21 protein-coding genes are annotated in these 17,423 nt (G+C 69.9%); 9 read left to right on the plus strand and 12 right to left on the minus strand.

Annotation, left to right across the window (positions count from 1 at the left end; genetic code table 11):
* Positions 1-62 precede the first annotated feature (62 nt).
* Entirely contained in the window at positions 63-1,190 is a 1,128-nt protein-coding gene (locus tag WA944_RS07930) for an NAD(P)H-dependent flavin oxidoreductase (protein WP_526372964.1), read from the plus strand.
* An 86-nt stretch (positions 1,191-1,276) separates the two neighbouring features.
* Here WA944_RS07930 and WA944_RS07935 read toward each other — a convergent pair whose 3' ends face one another.
* Positions 1,277-2,302: a sensor histidine kinase gene (locus WA944_RS07935; RefSeq protein WP_526372963.1), complete on the minus strand. Its 1,026-nt coding sequence runs from the start codon at positions 2,300-2,302 to the stop codon at positions 1,277-1,279.
* Entirely contained in the window at positions 2,289-2,996 is a 708-nt protein-coding gene (locus tag WA944_RS07940) for a response regulator transcription factor (protein WP_163888115.1), read from the minus strand. The genes WA944_RS07935 and WA944_RS07940 overlap by 14 nt, the downstream gene beginning before the upstream one ends.
* A gap of 103 nt (positions 2,997-3,099) precedes the next feature.
* Between WA944_RS07940 and WA944_RS07945 the strand changes: the two genes are divergently transcribed.
* Genes WA944_RS07945 through WA944_RS07965 form a run of 5 tightly spaced genes read left to right on the plus strand, consistent with a single transcriptional unit; the run spans position 3,100 to position 6,611 of the window.
* On the plus strand, positions 3,100-3,756 hold the full coding sequence (locus WA944_RS07945) for a glycosyltransferase family 2 protein (protein WP_526609076.1): 657 nt from the start codon (positions 3,100-3,102) through the stop codon (positions 3,754-3,756).
* Positions 3,753-4,418, plus strand: a complete 666-nt coding sequence (locus WA944_RS07950) for a TIGR04282 family arsenosugar biosynthesis glycosyltransferase (RefSeq protein WP_526370504.1) — start codon at positions 3,753-3,755, stop codon at positions 4,416-4,418. Before WA944_RS07945 ends, WA944_RS07950 begins: the two co-directional genes overlap by 4 nt.
* On the plus strand, positions 4,418-5,047 hold the full coding sequence (locus tag WA944_RS07955) for a methyltransferase domain-containing protein (RefSeq protein ID WP_526370502.1): 630 nt from the start codon (positions 4,418-4,420) through the stop codon (positions 5,045-5,047). Before WA944_RS07950 ends, WA944_RS07955 begins: the two co-directional genes overlap by 1 nt.
* 41 nt (positions 5,048-5,088) lie before the next feature.
* Positions 5,089-6,144: a molybdopterin-dependent oxidoreductase gene (locus WA944_RS07960; protein ID WP_526370508.1), complete on the plus strand. Its 1,056-nt coding sequence runs from the start codon at positions 5,089-5,091 to the stop codon at positions 6,142-6,144.
* On the plus strand, positions 6,144-6,611 hold the full coding sequence (locus WA944_RS07965) for a hypothetical protein (protein WP_526370500.1): 468 nt from the start codon (positions 6,144-6,146) through the stop codon (positions 6,609-6,611). The genes WA944_RS07960 and WA944_RS07965 overlap by 1 nt, the downstream gene beginning before the upstream one ends.
* Here the strand turns inward: WA944_RS07965 and WA944_RS07970 are convergent.
* From WA944_RS07970 to menE, 3 genes are all read right to left on the minus strand, one after another.
* On the minus strand, positions 6,537-7,892 hold the full coding sequence (locus WA944_RS07970; RefSeq protein ID WP_526609074.1) for a hypothetical protein: 1,356 nt from the start codon (positions 7,890-7,892) through the stop codon (positions 6,537-6,539). The two genes, WA944_RS07965 and WA944_RS07970, sit on opposite strands and share 75 nt — an antisense overlap.
* 69 nt (positions 7,893-7,961) lie before the next feature.
* Entirely contained in the window at positions 7,962-8,576 is a 615-nt protein-coding gene (locus tag WA944_RS07975) for an MSMEG_1061 family FMN-dependent PPOX-type flavoprotein (protein ID WP_526372582.1), read from the minus strand.
* A 37-nt stretch (positions 8,577-8,613) separates the two neighbouring features.
* Positions 8,614-9,693 carry an o-succinylbenzoate--CoA ligase gene (gene menE, locus WA944_RS07980; protein ID WP_526609085.1) on the minus strand — a complete coding sequence of 360 codons (1,080 nt, stop codon included), beginning with the start codon at positions 9,691-9,693 and terminating at the stop codon, positions 8,614-8,616.
* Positions 9,694-9,912: 219 nt separating this feature from the next.
* Between menE and WA944_RS07985 the strand changes: the two genes are divergently transcribed.
* Complete coding sequence (locus WA944_RS07985; RefSeq protein WP_526372583.1) at positions 9,913-10,212, plus strand: DUF3349 domain-containing protein; 300 nt, start codon at positions 9,913-9,915, stop codon at positions 10,210-10,212.
* Between the two features lie 21 nt (positions 10,213-10,233).
* Here WA944_RS07985 and WA944_RS07990 read toward each other — a convergent pair whose 3' ends face one another.
* From WA944_RS07990 to WA944_RS08005, 4 genes are all read right to left on the minus strand, one after another.
* On the minus strand, positions 10,234-10,620 hold the full coding sequence (locus WA944_RS07990) for a VOC family protein (RefSeq protein ID WP_526372584.1): 387 nt from the start codon (positions 10,618-10,620) through the stop codon (positions 10,234-10,236).
* A gap of 30 nt (positions 10,621-10,650) precedes the next feature.
* A complete protein-coding gene (locus tag WA944_RS07995) occupies positions 10,651-12,198 on the minus strand; it encodes an acyl-CoA synthetase (protein ID WP_526372585.1) in 1,548 nt (515 codons plus the stop codon).
* Entirely contained in the window at positions 12,195-13,085 is an 891-nt protein-coding gene (locus tag WA944_RS08000; RefSeq protein WP_526372586.1) for an SDR family oxidoreductase, read from the minus strand. The genes WA944_RS07995 and WA944_RS08000 overlap by 4 nt, the downstream gene beginning before the upstream one ends.
* A gap of 87 nt (positions 13,086-13,172) precedes the next feature.
* Entirely contained in the window at positions 13,173-13,625 is a 453-nt protein-coding gene (locus WA944_RS08005; protein WP_526372587.1) for a Rossmann-fold NAD(P)-binding domain-containing protein, read from the minus strand.
* A gap of 74 nt (positions 13,626-13,699) precedes the next feature.
* Between WA944_RS08005 and WA944_RS08010 the strand changes: the two genes are divergently transcribed.
* A complete protein-coding gene (locus WA944_RS08010; RefSeq protein WP_526609067.1) occupies positions 13,700-14,353 on the plus strand; it encodes a helix-turn-helix transcriptional regulator in 654 nt (217 codons plus the stop codon).
* 51 nt (positions 14,354-14,404) lie between these two features.
* On the opposite strand, the gene WA944_RS08015 is transcribed toward WA944_RS08010, so the two are convergent.
* From WA944_RS08015 to WA944_RS08025, 3 genes are read right to left on the minus strand one after another with little or no spacing between them, the layout of a single operon-like run.
* Positions 14,405-15,316 (minus strand): 1,4-dihydroxy-2-naphthoyl-CoA synthase, encoded by a 912-nt coding sequence (locus WA944_RS08015; RefSeq protein WP_526372589.1) that lies wholly within the window; start codon positions 15,314-15,316, stop codon positions 14,405-14,407.
* Between the two features lie 27 nt (positions 15,317-15,343).
* A complete protein-coding gene (locus tag WA944_RS08020) occupies positions 15,344-15,787 on the minus strand; it encodes a nitroreductase family deazaflavin-dependent oxidoreductase (RefSeq protein ID WP_526372590.1) in 444 nt (147 codons plus the stop codon).
* Between the two features lie 15 nt (positions 15,788-15,802).
* Entirely contained in the window at positions 15,803-16,492 is a 690-nt protein-coding gene (locus tag WA944_RS08025; protein WP_526609062.1) for an HAD family hydrolase, read from the minus strand.
* 50 nt (positions 16,493-16,542) lie between these two features.
* Between WA944_RS08025 and WA944_RS08030 the strand changes: the two genes are divergently transcribed.
* The gene (locus WA944_RS08030) at positions 16,543-17,283 is read left to right on the plus strand and encodes a glycosyltransferase family 2 protein (protein WP_526372592.1); all 741 of its coding nucleotides are present in this window, start codon (positions 16,543-16,545) and stop codon (positions 17,281-17,283) included.
* The last annotated feature ends 140 nt before the right edge of the window (positions 17,284-17,423 follow it).

A 17,423-nucleotide genomic window follows, 5' to 3' on the forward strand; every position in this document is an offset into this window, starting at 1 on the left:
GAGCAGTTCCTGCAGCGCACCCCGGTGCTGGGGGTGCCGCAGAGCTGAACATACTGGCTGACGTGACTTCGGAGATCTGCGAACAGTTCGGCATCGACTTCCCGCTCTTCGCGTTCAGCCACTGCCGCGACGTGGTCGCCGCCGTGACGAACGCCGGCGGCTTCGGCGTGCTCGGGGCCACCGCCTACAGCCCGGAGCAGCTGGACCAGGAGTTGGCCTGGATCGACGACGCCGTCGGCGGCAAACCGTACGGCGTGGACCTGATCGTGCCGGCGAAGTTCGAGGGCAAGGGCGAGAAGCTCTCCGGTGCCGAGCTGGGCGAGCGCATCCCGCAGAGCTACCGCGACCTCGTCGACGAGCTGCTGGTCGCCCACGACATCGAACCGGAACCCGACCGGCGGCTCGGTGGTGCGATCCTGTCCGGCAACACCGGCCGCGAGCTGCTCGATGTCGCGCTGACGCACCCGGTCAAGTTGATCGCCAACGCGCTGGGGGTGCCGCCGGACTACATGATGGAGGCCGGGCGTGAACACGGGGTGCGCGTCGCTGCGCTGGTCGGCGCCAAGGAGCACGCCGTCAAGCAGGTCGCCGCGGGTGTTGACCTGATCGTCGCGCAGGGCACCGAGGCCGGTGGGCACTGCGGCGAGGTCAGCACGCTGGTGGTGGTCCCCGAGGTGATCGAAGCTGTGGCGGCCGTCGGTAGTGCCGCCCCGGTGCTGGCCGCGGGCGGGATCGTCACCGGACGCCAGATGGCGGGCATGGTCGCCATGGGCGCGGCCGGCGCGTGGACCGGCTCGGTGTGGCTGACCACCGAGGAGGCCGAGACGGCGCCGCACACGGTGGCCAAGATGCTGGCCGCCACATCCCGCGACACCGTGCGCTCGGCGGGCCGCACCGGCAAGCCGTCGCGTCAGCTGGTGTCGGAGTGGACGGATGCGTGGACGCCGCACGCCGGCGGACATCAGCCGTTGCCGTTGCCGCTGCAGTCGATGCTGTGCGAGCCGGTGATCCGCCGCATCGACGTGCTGGCCTCTCAGGGCCACGAAGGTGCCCAGGCCCTGGCGACCTACTTCGTCGGACAGGGCGTCGGTCTGATGAACAAGGTGAAGCCGGCGCGCGAGGTGGTGCGGGAGTTCATCGAGGACTACCTGGCCGCCGCCGAGCGACTGAACAACTCACTGTCCGGCTGAGGCCGCTCGACCGCGGAATAGCATTCCTGGCTGCGATGACCAGGGCAATCACGACCAGGAATGCTATTCCGCGGCAATGAGCAAGGTTAGTCGCTGGCCAGCGGCAGGCGGACCTCGAAGCGGGCGCCGGTCGGCAGATTGTGCGCCGACAGCGTGCCCCGGTGCGCCTGCACCAGCCCCGCGGCGATCGCCAACCCGAGACCCGACCCGCTCGGCAGCGACGAATCGGTGCGCGGCACCCGGCTGTTGGATCCGCGATACGCGACGTCGAACACCCTCGGCAGGTCCGCCTCGTCGATGCCGACGCCGGTGTCGTCGACGCGGGCCCACGCGCTGTTCTCGTCTGAGCCCAGCGCCAACTCGACGCTGCCCCCTTCGGGGGTGTGCGCGATGGCGTTGGCCACCAGGTTCGACAGCACCCGCACCAGTGCGCGGTCACTGCCCACCACGCGCACCGGCTGAGCGGGCAGGTCGGCCTTGAGCTGCACCCCCGCGCGTTCGGCGGCGATCCGGTGCGCGGCGAGCACGTCGTCGACCACCTCGTCGAGCGCGACTTTCTCGAACGACGGGGTCAGGGCGCCGGCGTTGATCTTCGACATCTCGAACAGGTCGTCGACCATCTCCGACAGCCGCACCGACTCGTGTTCGATGTGCTTGGCGTGCACCTTGACCTCGTCATCGGGAACCACACCGTCGGCGATCGCCTCCGAGACCGCACGGATGCCCGCCAGCGGGGTGCGCAGGTCGTGGCTGACGAACGCCACCAGCCGCCGCCGCGACTGCTCGGCGGCCCGCTCGGAGTCCCGGATCTCGGCTTCCCAGACGGTGCGCCGGGCTTGGTAGCGGCCCAGCATCACCGCCGCCGGGATCGTCACGATCGAGACGATGACCAGCACCACGGCGGTCTGCTCGAACGTCGCCGTGACCATGAACCCGCTGGCACCCAGCACGCCGGTGAACGTCGCCAGCAACGGGATCAGCACCAGGGCCACCATGCTGACCGCCAACGACCAGGTGCGCGCCAAGCGGATGATCACCGCGCCCAGCAGCACGACGGGCACCGAGCAGGCAAGCGCCCATCCGATGATCTCCAGGAAATCAGTCGTCGGCATCCGACCGCCCCGAGGTCACGCGGTCGGAGGTCCACATGTAGCCGCGACCCCACACGGTCTGTACTCGATGCATGTCGCCGAGCTTGGAACGCAGTCGCTTGACGTGCACGGTCACCGTCGACAGGTCTCCGAAGTCCCAGTGCCACACCTGTCGGAGCAGATCCTCCCTGGTGAACACGGTGTCGGAATGGGTGAGGAAGAACAGCAGCAGGTCGAATTCCCGGTTGGTGAGGTTGACCGGCTTGTCGTTGATCGTGACGCTGCGGGACGCGGTCGACACCGTCAGGTCGCCTGCGGTGATGTCGAGCGGCACCACGCCGCCGGGTGAGGGCGCGCGGCGCAACACCGAGCGGACCCGCAGTGCCAGCTCACGCGGACTGAACGGCTTGGTCAGGTAGTCGTCGGCGCCCGCTTCCAGACCCGCGATGCGGTCCTCTTCCTCGCCCAGGGCGGTCAGGAGGATCACCGGCACCGTGTAGTCGCCGCCGCGGCGCAGGCTGCGGCACAGCGACAGTCCGTCCGGACCGGGCATCATCACGTCGAGGACGGCCACGTCGATGCGCTGAGAACCGAGCAGTCGCAGGGCCTCGGTGCCGTCGTTGGCGATCGACACGTCGAGTCCGTCGCGCTCCAGGTAACGGCGCACCACATCGCGGACGACGTCGTCGTCGTCGGCAATCAGAACCCGGGTCATCACACCGAGGTTAGCCCCACACCTTCACTACCAGCGCCTACGTCACTGATTTGTCAGCCTTGCACCTCGCGTCACCAGGGGAGATCACATAGCGTAGGCGGATATGCCCGACAGTCCCGTCACGGTGGTGCTCCCGTGTCTCGATGAGGCGGTGTCACTTCCGGGGGTGCTGTCGGCGCTGCCGACTGGGTATAAGGCTCTGGTGGTGGACAACAACAGCACAGACGGCACCGCGGAGGTGGCACGCCGGCACGGGGCCGACGTCGTTGCCGAACGCAGGCCGGGATACGGGTCCGCGGTGCACGCCGGTGTGGCCGCGGCGACGACGCCGATCGTGGCGGTTCTCGACGCCGACGGTTCGCTGGATCCGCGAGAGCTTCCCGCGTTGGTCGACGACGTCGAACGCGGCGCCGACATGGCGATCGGGCGTCGCCGCCCGGTGCCGGGCCTGAAGTGGCCGTGGCACGCCCGCCTGGGCACCGCGGCGGTGTGCTGGCGGCTGCGGACGCGACACGGCCTGCAGGTGCACGACATCGCGCCGATGAGGGTGGCGCGGCGGGAGGCGCTGCTGTCCCTCGGGGTGGCCGACCGGCGCTCCGGCTACCCGCTCGAGCTGCTGGTGCGCGCCGCGCAGGCGGGCTGGACGGTCACCGAACGCGACATTGCGTACGGGCCGCGCACCGGGGGCATCTCCAAGGTCAGTGGCTCGGTCAAGGGCAGTGCCATTGCGGCGTTGGACTTCTGGCGCGTGATCTCGTGATACCGGTGAGCGTGTTGGTGGTCGCCAAGGCGCCGGTGCCCGGGCTGGCCAAGACCCGCCTGGCCGCCGACCTCGGTGACGACGCGGCCGCCGACATCGCCGCTGCGGCGCTGCTGGACACCCTGGACGCGGTCGCCGACGCCCCCGTGGCCGCCAGGGTGGTCGCCCTGACCGGGAACCTCGACGACGCCAAGCGGTCGGGCGAGATCCGGTCACGACTCGCTGATTTCATCGTCGTCACCCAACGCGGTGAGGGCTTCGCCGACCGGCTCGCCAACGCGCATCTGGACGCGGCCGCGGCAACCGGCGGGCTGCCCGTGCTGCAGATCGGCATGGACACCCCCCAGGTGAGCCCGGAGCTGATGGGTCGGTGCGCGCAGTCACTCGCCGACCACCACACCGTTCTCGGCATGGCCAGCGACGGCGGCTGGTGGGTGCTGGGCGTCACCGACGCCGCGACCGCCGACTGCCTGCGCGATGTGCCGATGTCGGCGCCAGACACGGGGGCTGTAACGCTGGCGGCCCTGCAGCACACGGTCGGGCATGTGGAACTTCTCTGTGAGCTCGCCGACGTCGACACCCTCGACGATGTCGTCGAGGTACGCCGCGCCTGTTCGCCCGGATCCCGGTTCAGCCGGGTCACCGCCACCCAGGGGGTCTGATGTTCGGACAGCTCTACGACCGGGCGCTCGACGGCGAGCGATGTTGGATCCGACACGACGACGGCCGGGTCAAGAAGCTCCCGGTGCGCAGTTGGCTGGGTGGGCGCCACGCCGACGCCCGGTTCGACCATGCGGTGGTCGGCATGTGTGAGGGGCCGACGATCGATTTGGGTTGCGGCCCTGGACGACTGGTCGCGCACCTGGTGCAGCGCGGTGTCCCGGCATTGGGGGTGGATCTGTCGGCGACCGCTGTGATGCTGGCCCGTAGCAGTGGCGCTCCGGCGTTGCGTCGGGACATGTTCGAACCGCTTCCTGCCACGGGTCGCTGGCAGACGGTGCTGCTGGCCGATGGCAATGTGGGGGTCGGCGGTGACCCACGCCGGGTGTTGCGCCGGGCCGCCGAACTGTTGCGCTCCGGGGGCCACTGCGTCGCCGAATTCGACTCGACGACAACGGGGATCGACGTCGGGTGGGTGCGATTGGAATCGTCGCGCACGATCGGCCCGTGGTTCCGCTGGGCCTCGGTGGGCATCGACTGCGTCCCGTCGTTGGCCGTGGAGGTCGGGTTGGCGGTGGCCGAAATCCACCGCATCGGCAGCAGGGTCGTCGCCACCCTGGCCGCGACGTGACCACGTCACTACGTGGGACGGCGATCACCGCACGCGTCGGGATGGCGCTGGGCATCACGGTTGCGGTGTGCTTCCTCACGGGCCTGATGAGCCACTTCATCCAGCACCCGCAGCCCTGGTTCTGGTGGCCTACCCGGCCGGTCGGGCTTTACCGGTTCACCCAGGGGCTGCACGTCGCCACGGGCATCGCCGCGATCCCACTGCTCATCGTCAAGCTGTGGTCGGTGTGGCCGAAGCTGTTCGAGCGTCCGCTCGTGGGTGGTGTCGTACGCCAGATCGAGCGGCTGTCGATCCTGGTGCTGGTCGGGTCGACGCTTTTCCAGCTCAGCACCGGCCTGCTCAACATCGCACATTGGTACGCCTTCGAGTTCTTCTTCACCACAGCCCATTACGCGATGTCCTATGTGGCGGTGGGTGCGATCATCGTGCACATCGGCATCAAGCTACCGGTGATCCGACAGGCGCTCAGCGAGCCGATATCCGATGTCGCACAGGGTGGTGCGGTGGGTCCGTCACGGCGTACCGTGCTGCGCGGCACCTGGGTGGCCGTGGGGTTGGCGACGTTGGTCACTGTCGGCCAGACGGTGCCGCTGCTGCGCCGGGTGTCGGTGCTCGCGCCGCGAACCGGCGAAGGACCCCAGGGCGTTCCGATCAACCGGTCGGCGATCGCCGCCGGGGTGACGCGCGCGGCGAGCTCGCCGGACTACCGGTTGACGGTCACCCACGGCGACCGCAGCCAGAGCTTCACCGTCGCCGACCTGCAGGCGATGCCGCAGACCACACATCGGCTGCCGATCGCCTGCGTGGAGGGGTGGAGCGCCTCCGCGGAGTGGACCGGTGTGGTGTTGGCGGACCTGGTCGCCACAGTGGGGGCATCGGCCGACTCGGACGTGCGGATGATCTCGCTGGAACCACCGGGTCCGTACTCCCGCACGGTGCTACCGGCCCGCCATGCCCGTGACGACATGACGCTGATCGCGTTGAAGATCAACGGCGAGACCCTCAACCTCGATCACGGGTACCCGTGCCGATTGATCGCGCCGACGAGACCCGGTGTCTTGCAGACGAAGTGGCTGACCCGGATCGAGGTCGTCTGATGTCGGCGCTGCGGGTACTCCTGGTCGTTGCGGGCATCGCGGTCGGTGCCTACGGCGCGGTGCTGGTGTGGGACTTCTCGCCCACCGTGCTGGTGCGGATCGCGGTGTGGGTGGCGGTCGCCGTCGTCGTCCACGACTTCGTGTTCGCACCACTGTGCGCCGCGGTCGGGCTTACGGGTCGATCCCTGATCCCGGTGCGCTGGCAGGCGCCCGCCGCGGTGGCCGCGCTGTGCAGTGTGGTTCTGGTGGTGCTGGCGATCCCGGTGTACAGCAAGCCGGGCGCACGCCCCGATAATCCGACGGTGCTCGACCGCGACTACGCGCTGGGGCTGTGGATCATGATCGCGGCGGTGTGGGTCTGCGTCCCGCTGTACTACGCTGTCGCCCGGCGGCTACCAGTTCGTCAGGACCAGGTGGTTGATCGCCAGCGCACCGATGACGTTGAGCGCCAGCCACCATCGGTGTGACGGCCGGGGGAGCAGCGCGGCGGCGGCGACCAGCCACATCGTGAACGGCAACCAGATGCGCTCCGTCTCGGCCTTGCTCAGCCGGGACAGATCGGCGAACACGATGGCCAGCAGCGCGCCCAGCACCAGCAGGTACAGCCCGGACCGCCGCTTGATCGCGGCGATGTCGAACACCCGGCCGATGCCCGCGACGCTGCCCAGCCCGATGGCGCACACCACCGACGCGAAATTGGCCCAGCCCCAGTACTGGAACGGCCGGTCGGCGGCGATGCCCTGCCAATAGCGTTCCTGCACCAGCAGATATCCGTCGAACCACCAGAATCCGGCGGCGACGAACACCACCACCACGGCCAGCGCAGCGATCAGCGCGGGCACGAGCGTGCCGAGGGCGGCGCGCCAAGTGGTCGCGGTGAGCAGCACGGCGACCGCCGGCAGCGCCATCAGCACCAGCCCGTAGTTGAGGAAGATGCCCCAGCCCAGCAGCAGCCCGGCGCCGGCGGCAGCCGGCACCGGCAGGCGCACCGTCCTGCTGACCGCCAGCGCCAGCAGGGTGATGCCCCACGCGGCGACGCCCGCGAAGTAGCCGTCGGCGGAGACCGCGACCCAGATGGCGGTGGGCGCCACCGCCACGAACGGCGCCGCCATCCGGGCGGTGTCCTCGTCGGCCAGCGCGCGCACCGTCACGACGATCGCAGCCGCCACACTCGAGCCGGCGAACAGGCACAGCAGACCCGCCCATGCACCGCCGCTCAACCCGATCCGGTCGAGCCACACGAACGTCAGCAGGGCCCCGGGCGGGTGCCCGGACACATGGGTGATCCACGAATCCGGCTGGTAGTCAAGGATTCTGTCGGCGAACGCGCGCACCGCTTCGGGTAGGTCGGTGACGCTCGGCACCTGGCGCAGGTACTCGTGGCGGGCAGTGAGCCGGCCGGCGAAGCCGCGCTGCCAGCCGTCGATCATGGCCAGGCTGAACGCCCACGCGCAGGAGACCGCCCACACCGTCCAGGGCAGCCGGCGCCAGGGCAGCCGCTGCGCCAGCGACGGCCCCCACAACACCGCCGCGGCGGCGACCGCAAACGCAGGGATGGTGCCGGGGCCGACGTGGGCGTTGTACCAGCCGAAGATCGGTGCGGTACCGGCGAAGGTCCGGAATCGTTGCTCGGACGCGTTGATCAGCGGGGTGACGATGCCGAGGTCGAGGTGCGGGATCACGAACGCCGCGACGACAAGCGCCACGGCGGCGCTGACCGCGATCACCTCTTTGCGACCGATGGGCACGACCGCCAGCCTATTGCGGTTCGCTCTCCCCGGCCGCGTGCGGCCCGAACGATTCGGTGACAGCCCCGCTCAGTAGAGCATCGAGCGCATGTTCTCCTCGCCGAAGTACCTCTCCAGCTCCTCGAGGCTCATGTCCGCATAGATCGACTTGGCCAGCTGCGCGACGCTGGGCACCGCGTCCGGCTTCCAGTTCTCCGGCTTCCACGCGTCGGATCGCAGGAATGCCTTGGCGCAGTGGAAGAACACCTCTTCGATGTCGATCTGCAACGCCAGGATGGGCCGCTGGCCCCGTACCGCCATCGCGTCGAAGTAGTCGGCGTCGGCGAAGATCCGGGCGGTCCCGTTGATCCTCAGCGTGTCGCCGCGTCCGGGGATCACGAACAGCGTGCCGACGTGCGGGCGTTCCAGCACGTTGAGGTAGCCGTCCACGCGCTTGTTGCCGGGGCGCTCCGGGATCGCGATCGTCGTCGGGCCGATGACGTGCACGAACCCGGCAGGATCACCTTTCGGGGAGACGTCGACACGGCCGCGGGCGTCCGTCGTCGCCACGAAGCCCAGCGGCGAGTGGGCCAGCCAGTGCTGGTGCACCGCGGACAGCCGGTCACCGACCTTGTTGGCCACGGCCTCGTTCGGATACCCGACGATCGCGCGGAGTTCGTCGACAGAGGTCACTTCGGTGCTCATCCGCCCATCATGCGCGTGCCCACCGGCGACCGGTGGGCTACGGTTCGTGCGCGCCGAACAGCCGGGCGAGCTCGCGGCGGTCGACCTTGCCGATTCCCCGGCGCGGCAGCGCGTCGACGACGTGCACCTGACGCGGCGCCGCGGTCGGGGGCAGCGACCCGATGATGTGAGACCGTAGCTGCGACAACGTGATCGTGGTGCCGGGTTCGAGCACCACCGCAGCCGCCACCCGCTGCCCCAGCCGTTCGTCTGGCACTCCGAACACCGCGCACTCGGCCACCGCGGGATGCGTGGCCAGCGCGGCCTCGACCAGCCCGGGCAGCACCGTCAGCCCGCCGGTGCTGATCGCGTCGTCGACCCGGCCCAGCACGGTGAGCACGCCTGCACCGTCGAGGGTGCCGAGGTCGTCGGTGCGGAACCAGCCTTGTTCGGCGAACGGGTCCGGTTCCACGGGGTTGCGGTACCCGGAGGCGACGGTCGGGCCGCCGAGAGAGATCCTGCCGTGGTCGGCCACCTTCACCTCCACCCCGTCCAGCGGCACCCCGTCGTACACGCAACCGCCGGCGGTCTCGCTCATCCCGTAGGTTCTGACCACGGAAACACCTGCAGCCGAGGCCCTTTCGGCTATCGCGGTCGGCATCGGACCGCCGCCGACGAGCACCGCGTCCAGCTCGGCCAGCGCCCGGGTGGCCTGCGGGTCCCGCAGCGCCTTGTCCAGCTGTGCCGCCACCAGAGATGCATAGCGCCGGCCCGAGCCCAGCGCAGCGACTGCAGCGGACAGCTCGTCGGGCTCGAAGGCGGCTGCGATGGCGACCGGATCGGTGCCCGCCACCACGCTACGGACCAGCACCTGGAATCCGGCCACGTGGTACCCGGGTAAGGCCAGCAGCCAGCGGCCGGTGCCACCGAGCCGATTGTGGGTCGCTTCGGCGCTGGCCACCAGAGCGGCGGCGGAGAGCAGGGCGCCCTTCGGGGTGCCGGTGGTGCCCGAGGTGGACAGCACGACGGCCACGTCGTCGTCGATGCTCTGCCCGGCGCGCAATGCCGTCGTCAGCTGCGATGTCTCCTCGGCGCTGTCGGCAGGCACCGGCAGCACGCTGACCCCGCCGCGGAGCATGTCGCCGATCACGGTCAACGCAGTTGATGCCGCGGCGCCGGACCCGATGGCGACCGGACGAAGGATGGCTATGGGCTGACCTCCACATCAGGACGGGACTCGGCGACCCGATAGTAGCTCCCGGCCGCGGTTGAACAGCAGATGAAGACCTCGCCGTGCAGGGTGAAATACCGGTCCGCCGGCTGGCCGGATCCGCCTCGGCGCCCGCAGAATTGACGCATGACCGCGCGTCGCGTCGACAACGTCGTCTCCTGGTTGCAGCAGGGCTATCCGCACGGGATTCCCCGTCAGGACTACTTTCCGCTGCTCGCGCTGCTGGCCCGGTCGCTGTCCGACGACGACGTCGTGGCCGTCGCGCGGGCAGTGCTGCGCGGCGACGATTCGGGCTCCGTGACGTCGCGCGAGGTGCGGGCGGCGCTGCACGTCGTCACCGCCGCCGAGCCCGACGCCGAGGAGATCGAGCAGGTGGCCGCGCGGCTGGCGTCCGTCGGCTGGTCGGTTGTGGCATCCGCGCGCTGAGCTCAGTCGCGGGTGTCTGACTCAGTCGCGGGTGTCACGGCGCAGCGGGTGGTCGTCGGGCACCTGCACGAAGATCAACGTCACCCCGTCGGGGTCGACGACGTGCATCTCGTGCAGGCCCCACGGTTCGCGGCGGGCCTCGCGGGCGATCTCGATGCCTCGTTCCCGCAGCTCGGTCTGCGCCGCCTGCACGTCTCGGACCTGCAGCCACAGCGCTCCGGGGAACGGTGGCGCATCGCGGTCGGGGGCGCCGTGGCCGGCGAGTTCGATCAACGACTGGCCGGCGTAGAACACGGTGCCCGCGCCGTACTCCCGGGCGACTGCCAGGCCGATGCCATCGCGGTAGAACGCCACTGACCGCTGATAGTCGGCCGGCCGAAACAGCATCCGACTGGCCAGGATCTCCATGCCACCGTGTTTATCACGCGGACGACGGGCTCAGCCGATGTGCCTGCCGGTGTGCGCCCAGTACGGGTCGCGCAGGTCGCGTTTGAGCACCTTGCCGCTCGGGGTGCGCGGCAGCGCCGCGACGAAGTCGACGGTCTTGGGCAGCTTGAAGCCGCCGAGGCGCGCCCTGGCGTATCCGATCAGCTCGGCGTCGTCCAGCGAGGCGCCAGGCGCGGGCACCACCACGGCCTTGACCGCTTCGCCCCATCTGTCGTCGGGCACGCCGATGACGGCGACGTCGGCCACCCCGGGATGAGTCAAAAGGACGTTCTCCACCTCGATCGGGTACACGTTCTCGCCGCCGGAGACGATCATGTCCTTGATCCGGTCCTGCAGGTACACGTAGCCGTCGGCGTCGACGTACCCGGCGTCCCCGGTCTTGAGCCACCCGTCGCCGGTCAGGGTGGCCGCGGTCGCCTCCGGGTTGTTCCAGTAGCCGAGCATGTTCTGCTCGGAACGGGTCCACAGCTCGCCGACCGTTCCGGGCGGGGCGTCGGCGCCGTCGCGGTCGACGACCCGCACCGCCACCCATGGATACGGCTTGCCGCACGAGCGCAGACGGTCCGTCACGTGGTCGGCGCCGTCGAGCTGGGTGATCGATCCGGTGGTCTCGGTCATGCCGTACACCTGTGCGAACACCCCGCCGAAGCGTTCGATCCCGCGGATCAACACGTCGTCGCTGATGGGGGAGGCGCCGTAGACGAGCACCCGCAGGTGGGAGAAGTCGCAGGTGGTGACGCCGGGGGTGTCGAGGAGCACCTGGATCACGGCGGGCACCAGCAGCAGGTTCGTGACGCGGTGGATGGCGATCGCCTCCAGGATTGCGGCCGGGTCGACGTCGCGCAGCACGACGGTGGGGGCGCCGTGCCACAGCCCGGCGAACGCCCATCCGGACCCGGCCATGTGGAACAGCGGCATGACGGCCAGGCTCACGGCGTCGGCGCTGAACCGCCACGGCCCGGCGACCCCCGCGGTCTTGGCGCGGTAGTTGGTGTTGCTGAGCATGACGCCCTTGGGCAGCCCGGTGGTCCCCGACGTGTACATCAGCGCCAGCAGGTCGTCGGGCCCGGTGGCGACGCCGGGGTCGACGGCGGGGTGGGCGGCCACCCAGTCGGCGAAGTCCGGCCAGCGGTCGTGGCTCCCGATCGCGACGACCTCGGCGCTGATCTGGGCCTCGATGGCCTCGACGTGGCCGAAGAACTCCTCGCCGACGACGATCGCCGCGGCCCGGCAATCGGCGACGATGTGCCGGATCTCCGGCGCGGCCAGCCGCCAGTTGACCGGGACGGCGACGGCACCCAACTTGGCCAGCCCGAACACCACGTCGAAGAACTCCGCACCGTTGCGCTCGACGAACGCGACCCGGTCGCCGAACCCGATGCCCGCCGACGAGAACGCCTGGGCCGCACGGCTGGACCGCGCGTCGAGTTCGCCGAACGTGATGGTCCGGTCACCGACCACCAGCGCGGGCGCATCGGGGCGGTCCCGGCCGTGCACCCGGACGACATCGGCCAGGCCGGCGATCCCGGGTGCCGTCATCGGTCTTCGGGCTGCATCCGTTGGCGTTTCATCATCATGTCGACAGCGGCGGGGGCGATGCTGTTGATCGCGGCCGCGGTGACCGCGATCCGCGGCGCGATGCTGACCGGGCGATCGCGCGCGGCGGTGACGATCCAGTCGGCGGCCTCGTCGGCGGACAAACCGGGCAGGCCGTCATAGGCGCGGGTGGGTGCGATCATCGGGGTCTTCACCAGCGGGTAGTACAGGGTCGTGGAGTGGACGCCCCGGTTGCTCCACTCGGTTTCGATGATCCGGCTGACCGACGACAGCGCCGCCTTGGAGGCGTTGTACACGCCGAACAGTGGCGGCGACTCGGTCTTGACCCCCCAGGTGGACACGTTGATCACATGGCCGTCCCCGCGCGCGATCATCCCCGGGGCCAGGCCGCGGATCAGCCGCAGCGGCGCGTAGTAGTTCAGCGCGATCGTGCGTTCGACGTCGTGCCAGCGCTCCAGCGATTCGGTCAGCGGTCGCCGGATGGACCGGCCTGCGTTGTTGACCAGGATGTCGACCCCGCCGAGGTCGGCCTCCACCGTGGCGACCAGAGCGTCGACCGCGTCGAGATCGGACAGGTCGCAGGCGTGGGCGCGGGCGTCCCCGCCGGTGGCGGTGATCCGTGCGACGACTGCGTCGAGCAGCTCCGCACGGCGGGCCACCACCACGACCGTGGCGCCGCGGCGTGCCAGCTTCCCGGCGGCGGCTTCACCGATGCCCGAGGACGCGCCGGTCAGCAGGACCCGCTTGCCCGTCAGGTCGACCACCTCGCGGTTGGGTCGGTACTGCAGCAGCGTCGGGAGGATCGGGGGCCGCATGCTGGTCAGCACGACCTGTTCGGCCAGCCGACGCAGCGGGTTCCTGCTAGTCACGTAGCGAGTCTAGGTATCCCGCCGGAACGGTATTCCAGCAGGCGCCCACGCGAGTTTTGTCTGCTGGAATACCGTTCCGGCGACAACTCAGGCGAGCAACTTCTCGCTCAGCTCCCACAGCCGCTCGGCCGACTCCGGATCCACGGCGTAGCCGGTGACCCCCGGCGTGGTCTGGAGCGGGCCGCTGCCCAGGTCGACCGTGACAGGGCGGGCGTCCGCCTCCAGCGGCGAGATGTCGTTGTCGGCGAGGTACACCCCGCCGATCTCGGCCAGCCTCGGGCTGGTCGCGGCGAAAACCTGCGTCGAGGCGCCCTGCTGCGGCGTCTTCATGTCGTTGGCCGGGTCGATGATCGGCTGGTCGTTCTCGTCGACGAGCCCCATCGCGCGCCAGTCCTCGAGGCTGAACGACGGCCCCAGGTTGGTCGAGACGATCCCGCCGGGGTGAAGCGAGTAGCCGCGGATGCCGTCGCCGGACCACTGCCGGTCGAGTTCGACGGCGAACAGTACATTGGCGGTCTTCGACTGGCCGTAGGCGACCATGCCGTCGTACTCGGTGTCGAGATGTGGGTCATCCCAACGGATGTCCGAAAGGTGGTGGCCCCAGGACCGAGCTCGTGATCGACGAATCGGACACCTTCGTACGGGTCGACGGCGCCAACTGCAGTGACTCCGACGTGATCATCGGCGGTCACATCGACGTCAACCCGATCGGGCAGGCGCTGCTGATGCAGGCCCTACCACCCGTAGGGCATGTACGTGCCTCCGCGGCCGAGGCGACCAACCTGCACGCAATCCTCAACCGCCTGCTCGACGAAGTGACCGGAGGCCGGGTCGGTGCGGCCTTCGCAATCAAGCAGCAGGGCCAGCTGCTGCTGCTCGAGGTGCTTCGCGCCTACATCGCCCAAAACGACCGACTTCCACCCGGGTGGCTGCGCCTGCTCACCGACGACAGGCTGCGCCCGGCGGTGTCGCTGATGCATGACCAGCCCGGAAAGCCTTGGCGTCTCGATCAACTCGCTCGCACGTCGGCGATGTCGCGGACGTCGTTCGCGGAACGCTTCCGGGTGGTCGCGGGCGTACCTCCGCTGACGTATCTCAACAACTGGCGCATGCAGCTGGCGCGGCACGCGCTGCGCGACGGCGACGCCCGCGTGGGCCCGCTGGCGTTCCGGCTCGGCTACACGTCGGAAAGTGCCTTCAGCAACGCTTTCAAACGGGAGGTCGGGATGTCGCCGCTGCGGTACCGCGCCAGCGTCCAGATCGGGTGATTTCGGCGTGCTTATCGCCGCTCAGCGACGAAAACCACGCCGAAATCGGGCTCAGAAATACCGTGGGAAGGGGGTCCAGTCCGGGGCACGCTTCTCCAGGAACGCGTCCCGGCCCTCGACGGCCTCGTCGGTCATGTAGGCCAGCCGCGTCGCCTCACCGGCGAACAGCTGCTGGCCCACCAGGCCGTCCTCCGGCAGGTTGAAGGCGTACTTCAGCATCCGGATGGCCTGCGGTGACTTCCCATTGATCTCCGATGCCCATTGCAGCGCAACGGTTTCCAGATCGGCGTGGTCAACGACCTCGTTGACCGCGCCCATCGCGTGCATCTGCTCGGCGGTGTAGGGACGGCCCAGGAAGAAGATCTCGCGGGCGAACTTCTGCCCGGTCTGGCTCGCCAGATACGCCGACCCGTAGCCGGCGTCGAAGCTGCCGACGTCGGCGTCGGTCTGCTTGAAACGGGCGTGCTCGCGCGAAGCGAGCGTCAGGTCGCACACCACGTGCAGCGAGTGCCCGCCACCGGCGGCCCACCCGTTGACCAGGCAGATCACCGGTTTGGGCATGAACCGGATCAGGCGCTGCACCTCGAGGATGTGCAGCCGGCCCGCCCGGGCCGGGTCCACCGTCTCGGCGGTGTCCCCGGAGGCGTACTGGTAACCGCTGCGGCCACGGATGCGCTGGTCACCGCCGGAGCAGAAGGCCCACCCGCCGTCCTTGGGCGACGGTCCGTTGCCCGTCAGCAACACGACGCCGACGTCGGAGGACATCCGGGCGTGGTCGAGGACGCGGAAGAGCTCGTCGACGGTGTGCGGCCGGAAGGCGTTGCGGACCTCGGGCCGGTCGAACGCCACCCGGACCGTCGGTGTGCGGGCGCCGTCGGCGACGTGGCGGTGGTAGGTGACGTCGGTCAGGCCGTCGAAGCCGGCCACCGGCTCCCAGAGGCTGGGGTCGAAGGGGTTGGTCACGCGTCGAAGGCTATCGAACGTCGAAGGTCATCGAACACTATCGAAGCGGAACACCGAGCAGCGGCCGGCCAACGCCTCGAACTCGTCGGGGTTGGGTCCGGTGACCAGCCCGGCGTTCTTCATGAAGCTGACGCCGGTGGGCACCAGCGTCGGGAACTGCCGCAGCAGCGGGCGGGATTGCTCGGCCGTCAGCTCCACCATCCGCACCGGCTCGCGCACCCTGCCGCGCACCAGCACCGCATCGGGATTCGCCTGCGCGTTGCGCACCCAGTCCGCGCCGGGGAACCCGCCGACGACGTAGCGCTTCCCGTCGACCTCGAACGGGGTGATCGGCGTCGACCGTGGCCGGCCGGACTTGCGGCCGGTCACCGTCAGCACCAGCGGGCCGTCCTTCATCAGGCCGGTCCTCATGGCGGCCATCAGAACCTTGTTCATCGGTTTGAGCCACCATGGCGGCTTCGGATCGGCCATCCGTCCAGTGTGCCGTCACAGGCCATAGGGCCGCAGAGCGGTGATCAGCCCGTCGCTGCGCTGCGAGGTCGGCAGCGGATCGACGAGCGCGAATCCGCAGCCCAGCGCGCGGGCTCCGCCGTCGGCCTCGTCGCTGTCGCCGACCATCAGCGCCCGCTCGGCGGGCACCCCGAGCCGGCCCAGGGCGGTCTGGAAGATCGCCTTGTCCGGCTTGACGGCGCCGACCTCGAACGACAGCACGAACTCGTCGACGACCCCGACCCCACCGACAGCCTCGAACGCCGGCCGGATGTCGAAGGCGATGTTGGACACCACTGCGGTCCTGACGCCGCGCCGATGCAGTCCGGCGAGCACCACAGCGGTGTCCGGATACGCTGTCCAGCTCGCCGGGTCGATCACCCGGCCTGGCCGCGATTCGGCATGGTGGCGGGCGAGACCGGATTCGCGCAGCACGTGCAGGTAGGCCTCACGATGCAGATGTGGCGCCAGGTCCCTGTTCATCCACGCCTGCAGCGCCTCGGGCGTCATGTGCACCGACCGACCGGTCGGCGCGGTGAGCCGCCGCATCAGCTCGGCCTGCACGTGACCATCGATCTCGCCGCGGTCGTCATTGTCGATCTCCATGCCGGCGAACCAGCTGTCGTCCTCCTCGAGCCGGAACAGGGTGCCGGAGAAATCGAACAGCACTGCCGCGACGTCGTCCACGCCACCATCGTGCCAGGTGTGAAATGCCCGCTAAACGGCTAAATAGGCGCATGACCGCGTCCGAATCGTTCCCGCTGCAGACTGTCGTGGTGGTTCCCGCGCACAACGAGCGGGCGCATCTGCCGGAATGCCTGCGGGCGCTGACCACCGCCGCGCTGTGCCTGCCGACCCTGGTGTCGGTGGTCGTGGTGCTCGACTCGTGTGACGACGACAGCGAAGGACTGGCCGGCCGGTTCGGTCCCGACGTGCATTTCGTGTCGGTGGACGCGGCCAATGTCGGCGCCACCCGAGCCGCCGGGTTCGAGTACGCGCGGTCGCTGTTCGCCGGCGTCGACGCCGCGGACACCTGGTATGCGACCACCGACGCGGACAGCGTGGTCGACGCCGACTGGCTGGTGCGGATGGTCGACCCCGACCTGCACGCCGACGCGGACATGGTTCTCGGTGTGGTCCGAGTGCCGAACTGGCGGAACTTCTCGCCCGCGGTGGTGCGCCGCTACCTGCGTTCGTACCGGTCCACCGGGCCCGGCCATGACCACGTGCACGGGGCCAACATGGGTTTCCGGGCCGACGCCTACTGGCATGTCGGGGGCTTCCGTGCGCTGGCCACCGGCGAGGACGTCGAACTGGTGCACCGCTTCGAGGAGGCGGGGCTGACCGTGCACCGCGACCGGGAGTTGTCGGTGGCGACGTCGGACCGGCGCGAGGGCCGGGCCCCGGGCGGGTTCGCCCAACACCTGAAGAGCCTGGCGCGGCCGCGGCCCCAACCCAAGGCCGGTGCCGGGGCATGACCAACGCGATGGTCAACACGTGGCTCGCCTCGGGCGCACTGGATCTTCCGCTGCCGGGAGCGGGGGCGACGGCGCAGCGCTTCCACCGGCTGGCCGCGCTCGCCGAGGCCGACGTGGTGGCCGGCCGGCTCGCCGAAGCC

The sequence above is a fragment of the Mycobacterium sp. genome (genome assembly GCF_049683355.1).
In the GTDB taxonomy this organism is placed as follows: Bacteria; Actinomycetota; Actinomycetes; order Mycobacteriales; family Mycobacteriaceae; genus Mycobacterium.

Excerpts from the sequence above, each read along its gene's own strand:
- WA944_RS07995 (WP_526372585.1), bottom strand. The coding sequence starts at position 12,198 with ATGACGGCACCCGGGATCGCCGGCCTGGCCGATGTCGTCCGGGTGCAC.
- menE (WP_526609085.1), bottom strand. The coding sequence starts at position 9,693 with ATGCTCCGCGGCGGGGTCAGCGTGCTGCCGGTGCCTGCCGACAGCGCC.
- WA944_RS07975 (WP_526372582.1), bottom strand. The coding sequence starts at position 8,576 with ATGAGCACCGAAGTGACCTCTGTCGACGAACTCCGCGCGATCGTCGGG.
- WA944_RS07945 (WP_526609076.1), top strand. The coding sequence starts at position 3,100 with ATGCCCGACAGTCCCGTCACGGTGGTGCTCCCGTGTCTCGATGAGGCG.
- WA944_RS07940 (WP_163888115.1), bottom strand. The coding sequence starts at position 2,996 with ATGACCCGGGTTCTGATTGCCGACGACGACGACGTCGTCCGCGATGTG.
- WA944_RS07955 (WP_526370502.1), top strand. The coding sequence starts at position 4,418 with ATGTTCGGACAGCTCTACGACCGGGCGCTCGACGGCGAGCGATGTTGG.
- WA944_RS08005 (WP_526372587.1), bottom strand. The coding sequence starts at position 13,625 with ATGGTCGCCTACGGCCAGTCGAAGACCGCCAATGTACTGTTCGCCGTC.
- WA944_RS07960 (WP_526370508.1), top strand. The coding sequence starts at position 5,089 with ATGGCGCTGGGCATCACGGTTGCGGTGTGCTTCCTCACGGGCCTGATG.
- WA944_RS07985 (WP_526372583.1), top strand. The coding sequence starts at position 9,913 with ATGACCGCGCGTCGCGTCGACAACGTCGTCTCCTGGTTGCAGCAGGGC.
- WA944_RS07965 (WP_526370500.1), top strand. The coding sequence starts at position 6,144 with ATGTCGGCGCTGCGGGTACTCCTGGTCGTTGCGGGCATCGCGGTCGGT.
- WA944_RS07990 (WP_526372584.1), bottom strand. The coding sequence starts at position 10,620 with ATGGAGATCCTGGCCAGTCGGATGCTGTTTCGGCCGGCCGACTATCAG.
- WA944_RS08030 (WP_526372592.1), top strand. The coding sequence starts at position 16,543 with ATGACCGCGTCCGAATCGTTCCCGCTGCAGACTGTCGTGGTGGTTCCC.
- WA944_RS07935 (WP_526372963.1), bottom strand. The coding sequence starts at position 2,302 with ATGCCGACGACTGATTTCCTGGAGATCATCGGATGGGCGCTTGCCTGC.
- WA944_RS08020 (WP_526372590.1), bottom strand. The coding sequence starts at position 15,787 with ATGGCCGATCCGAAGCCGCCATGGTGGCTCAAACCGATGAACAAGGTT.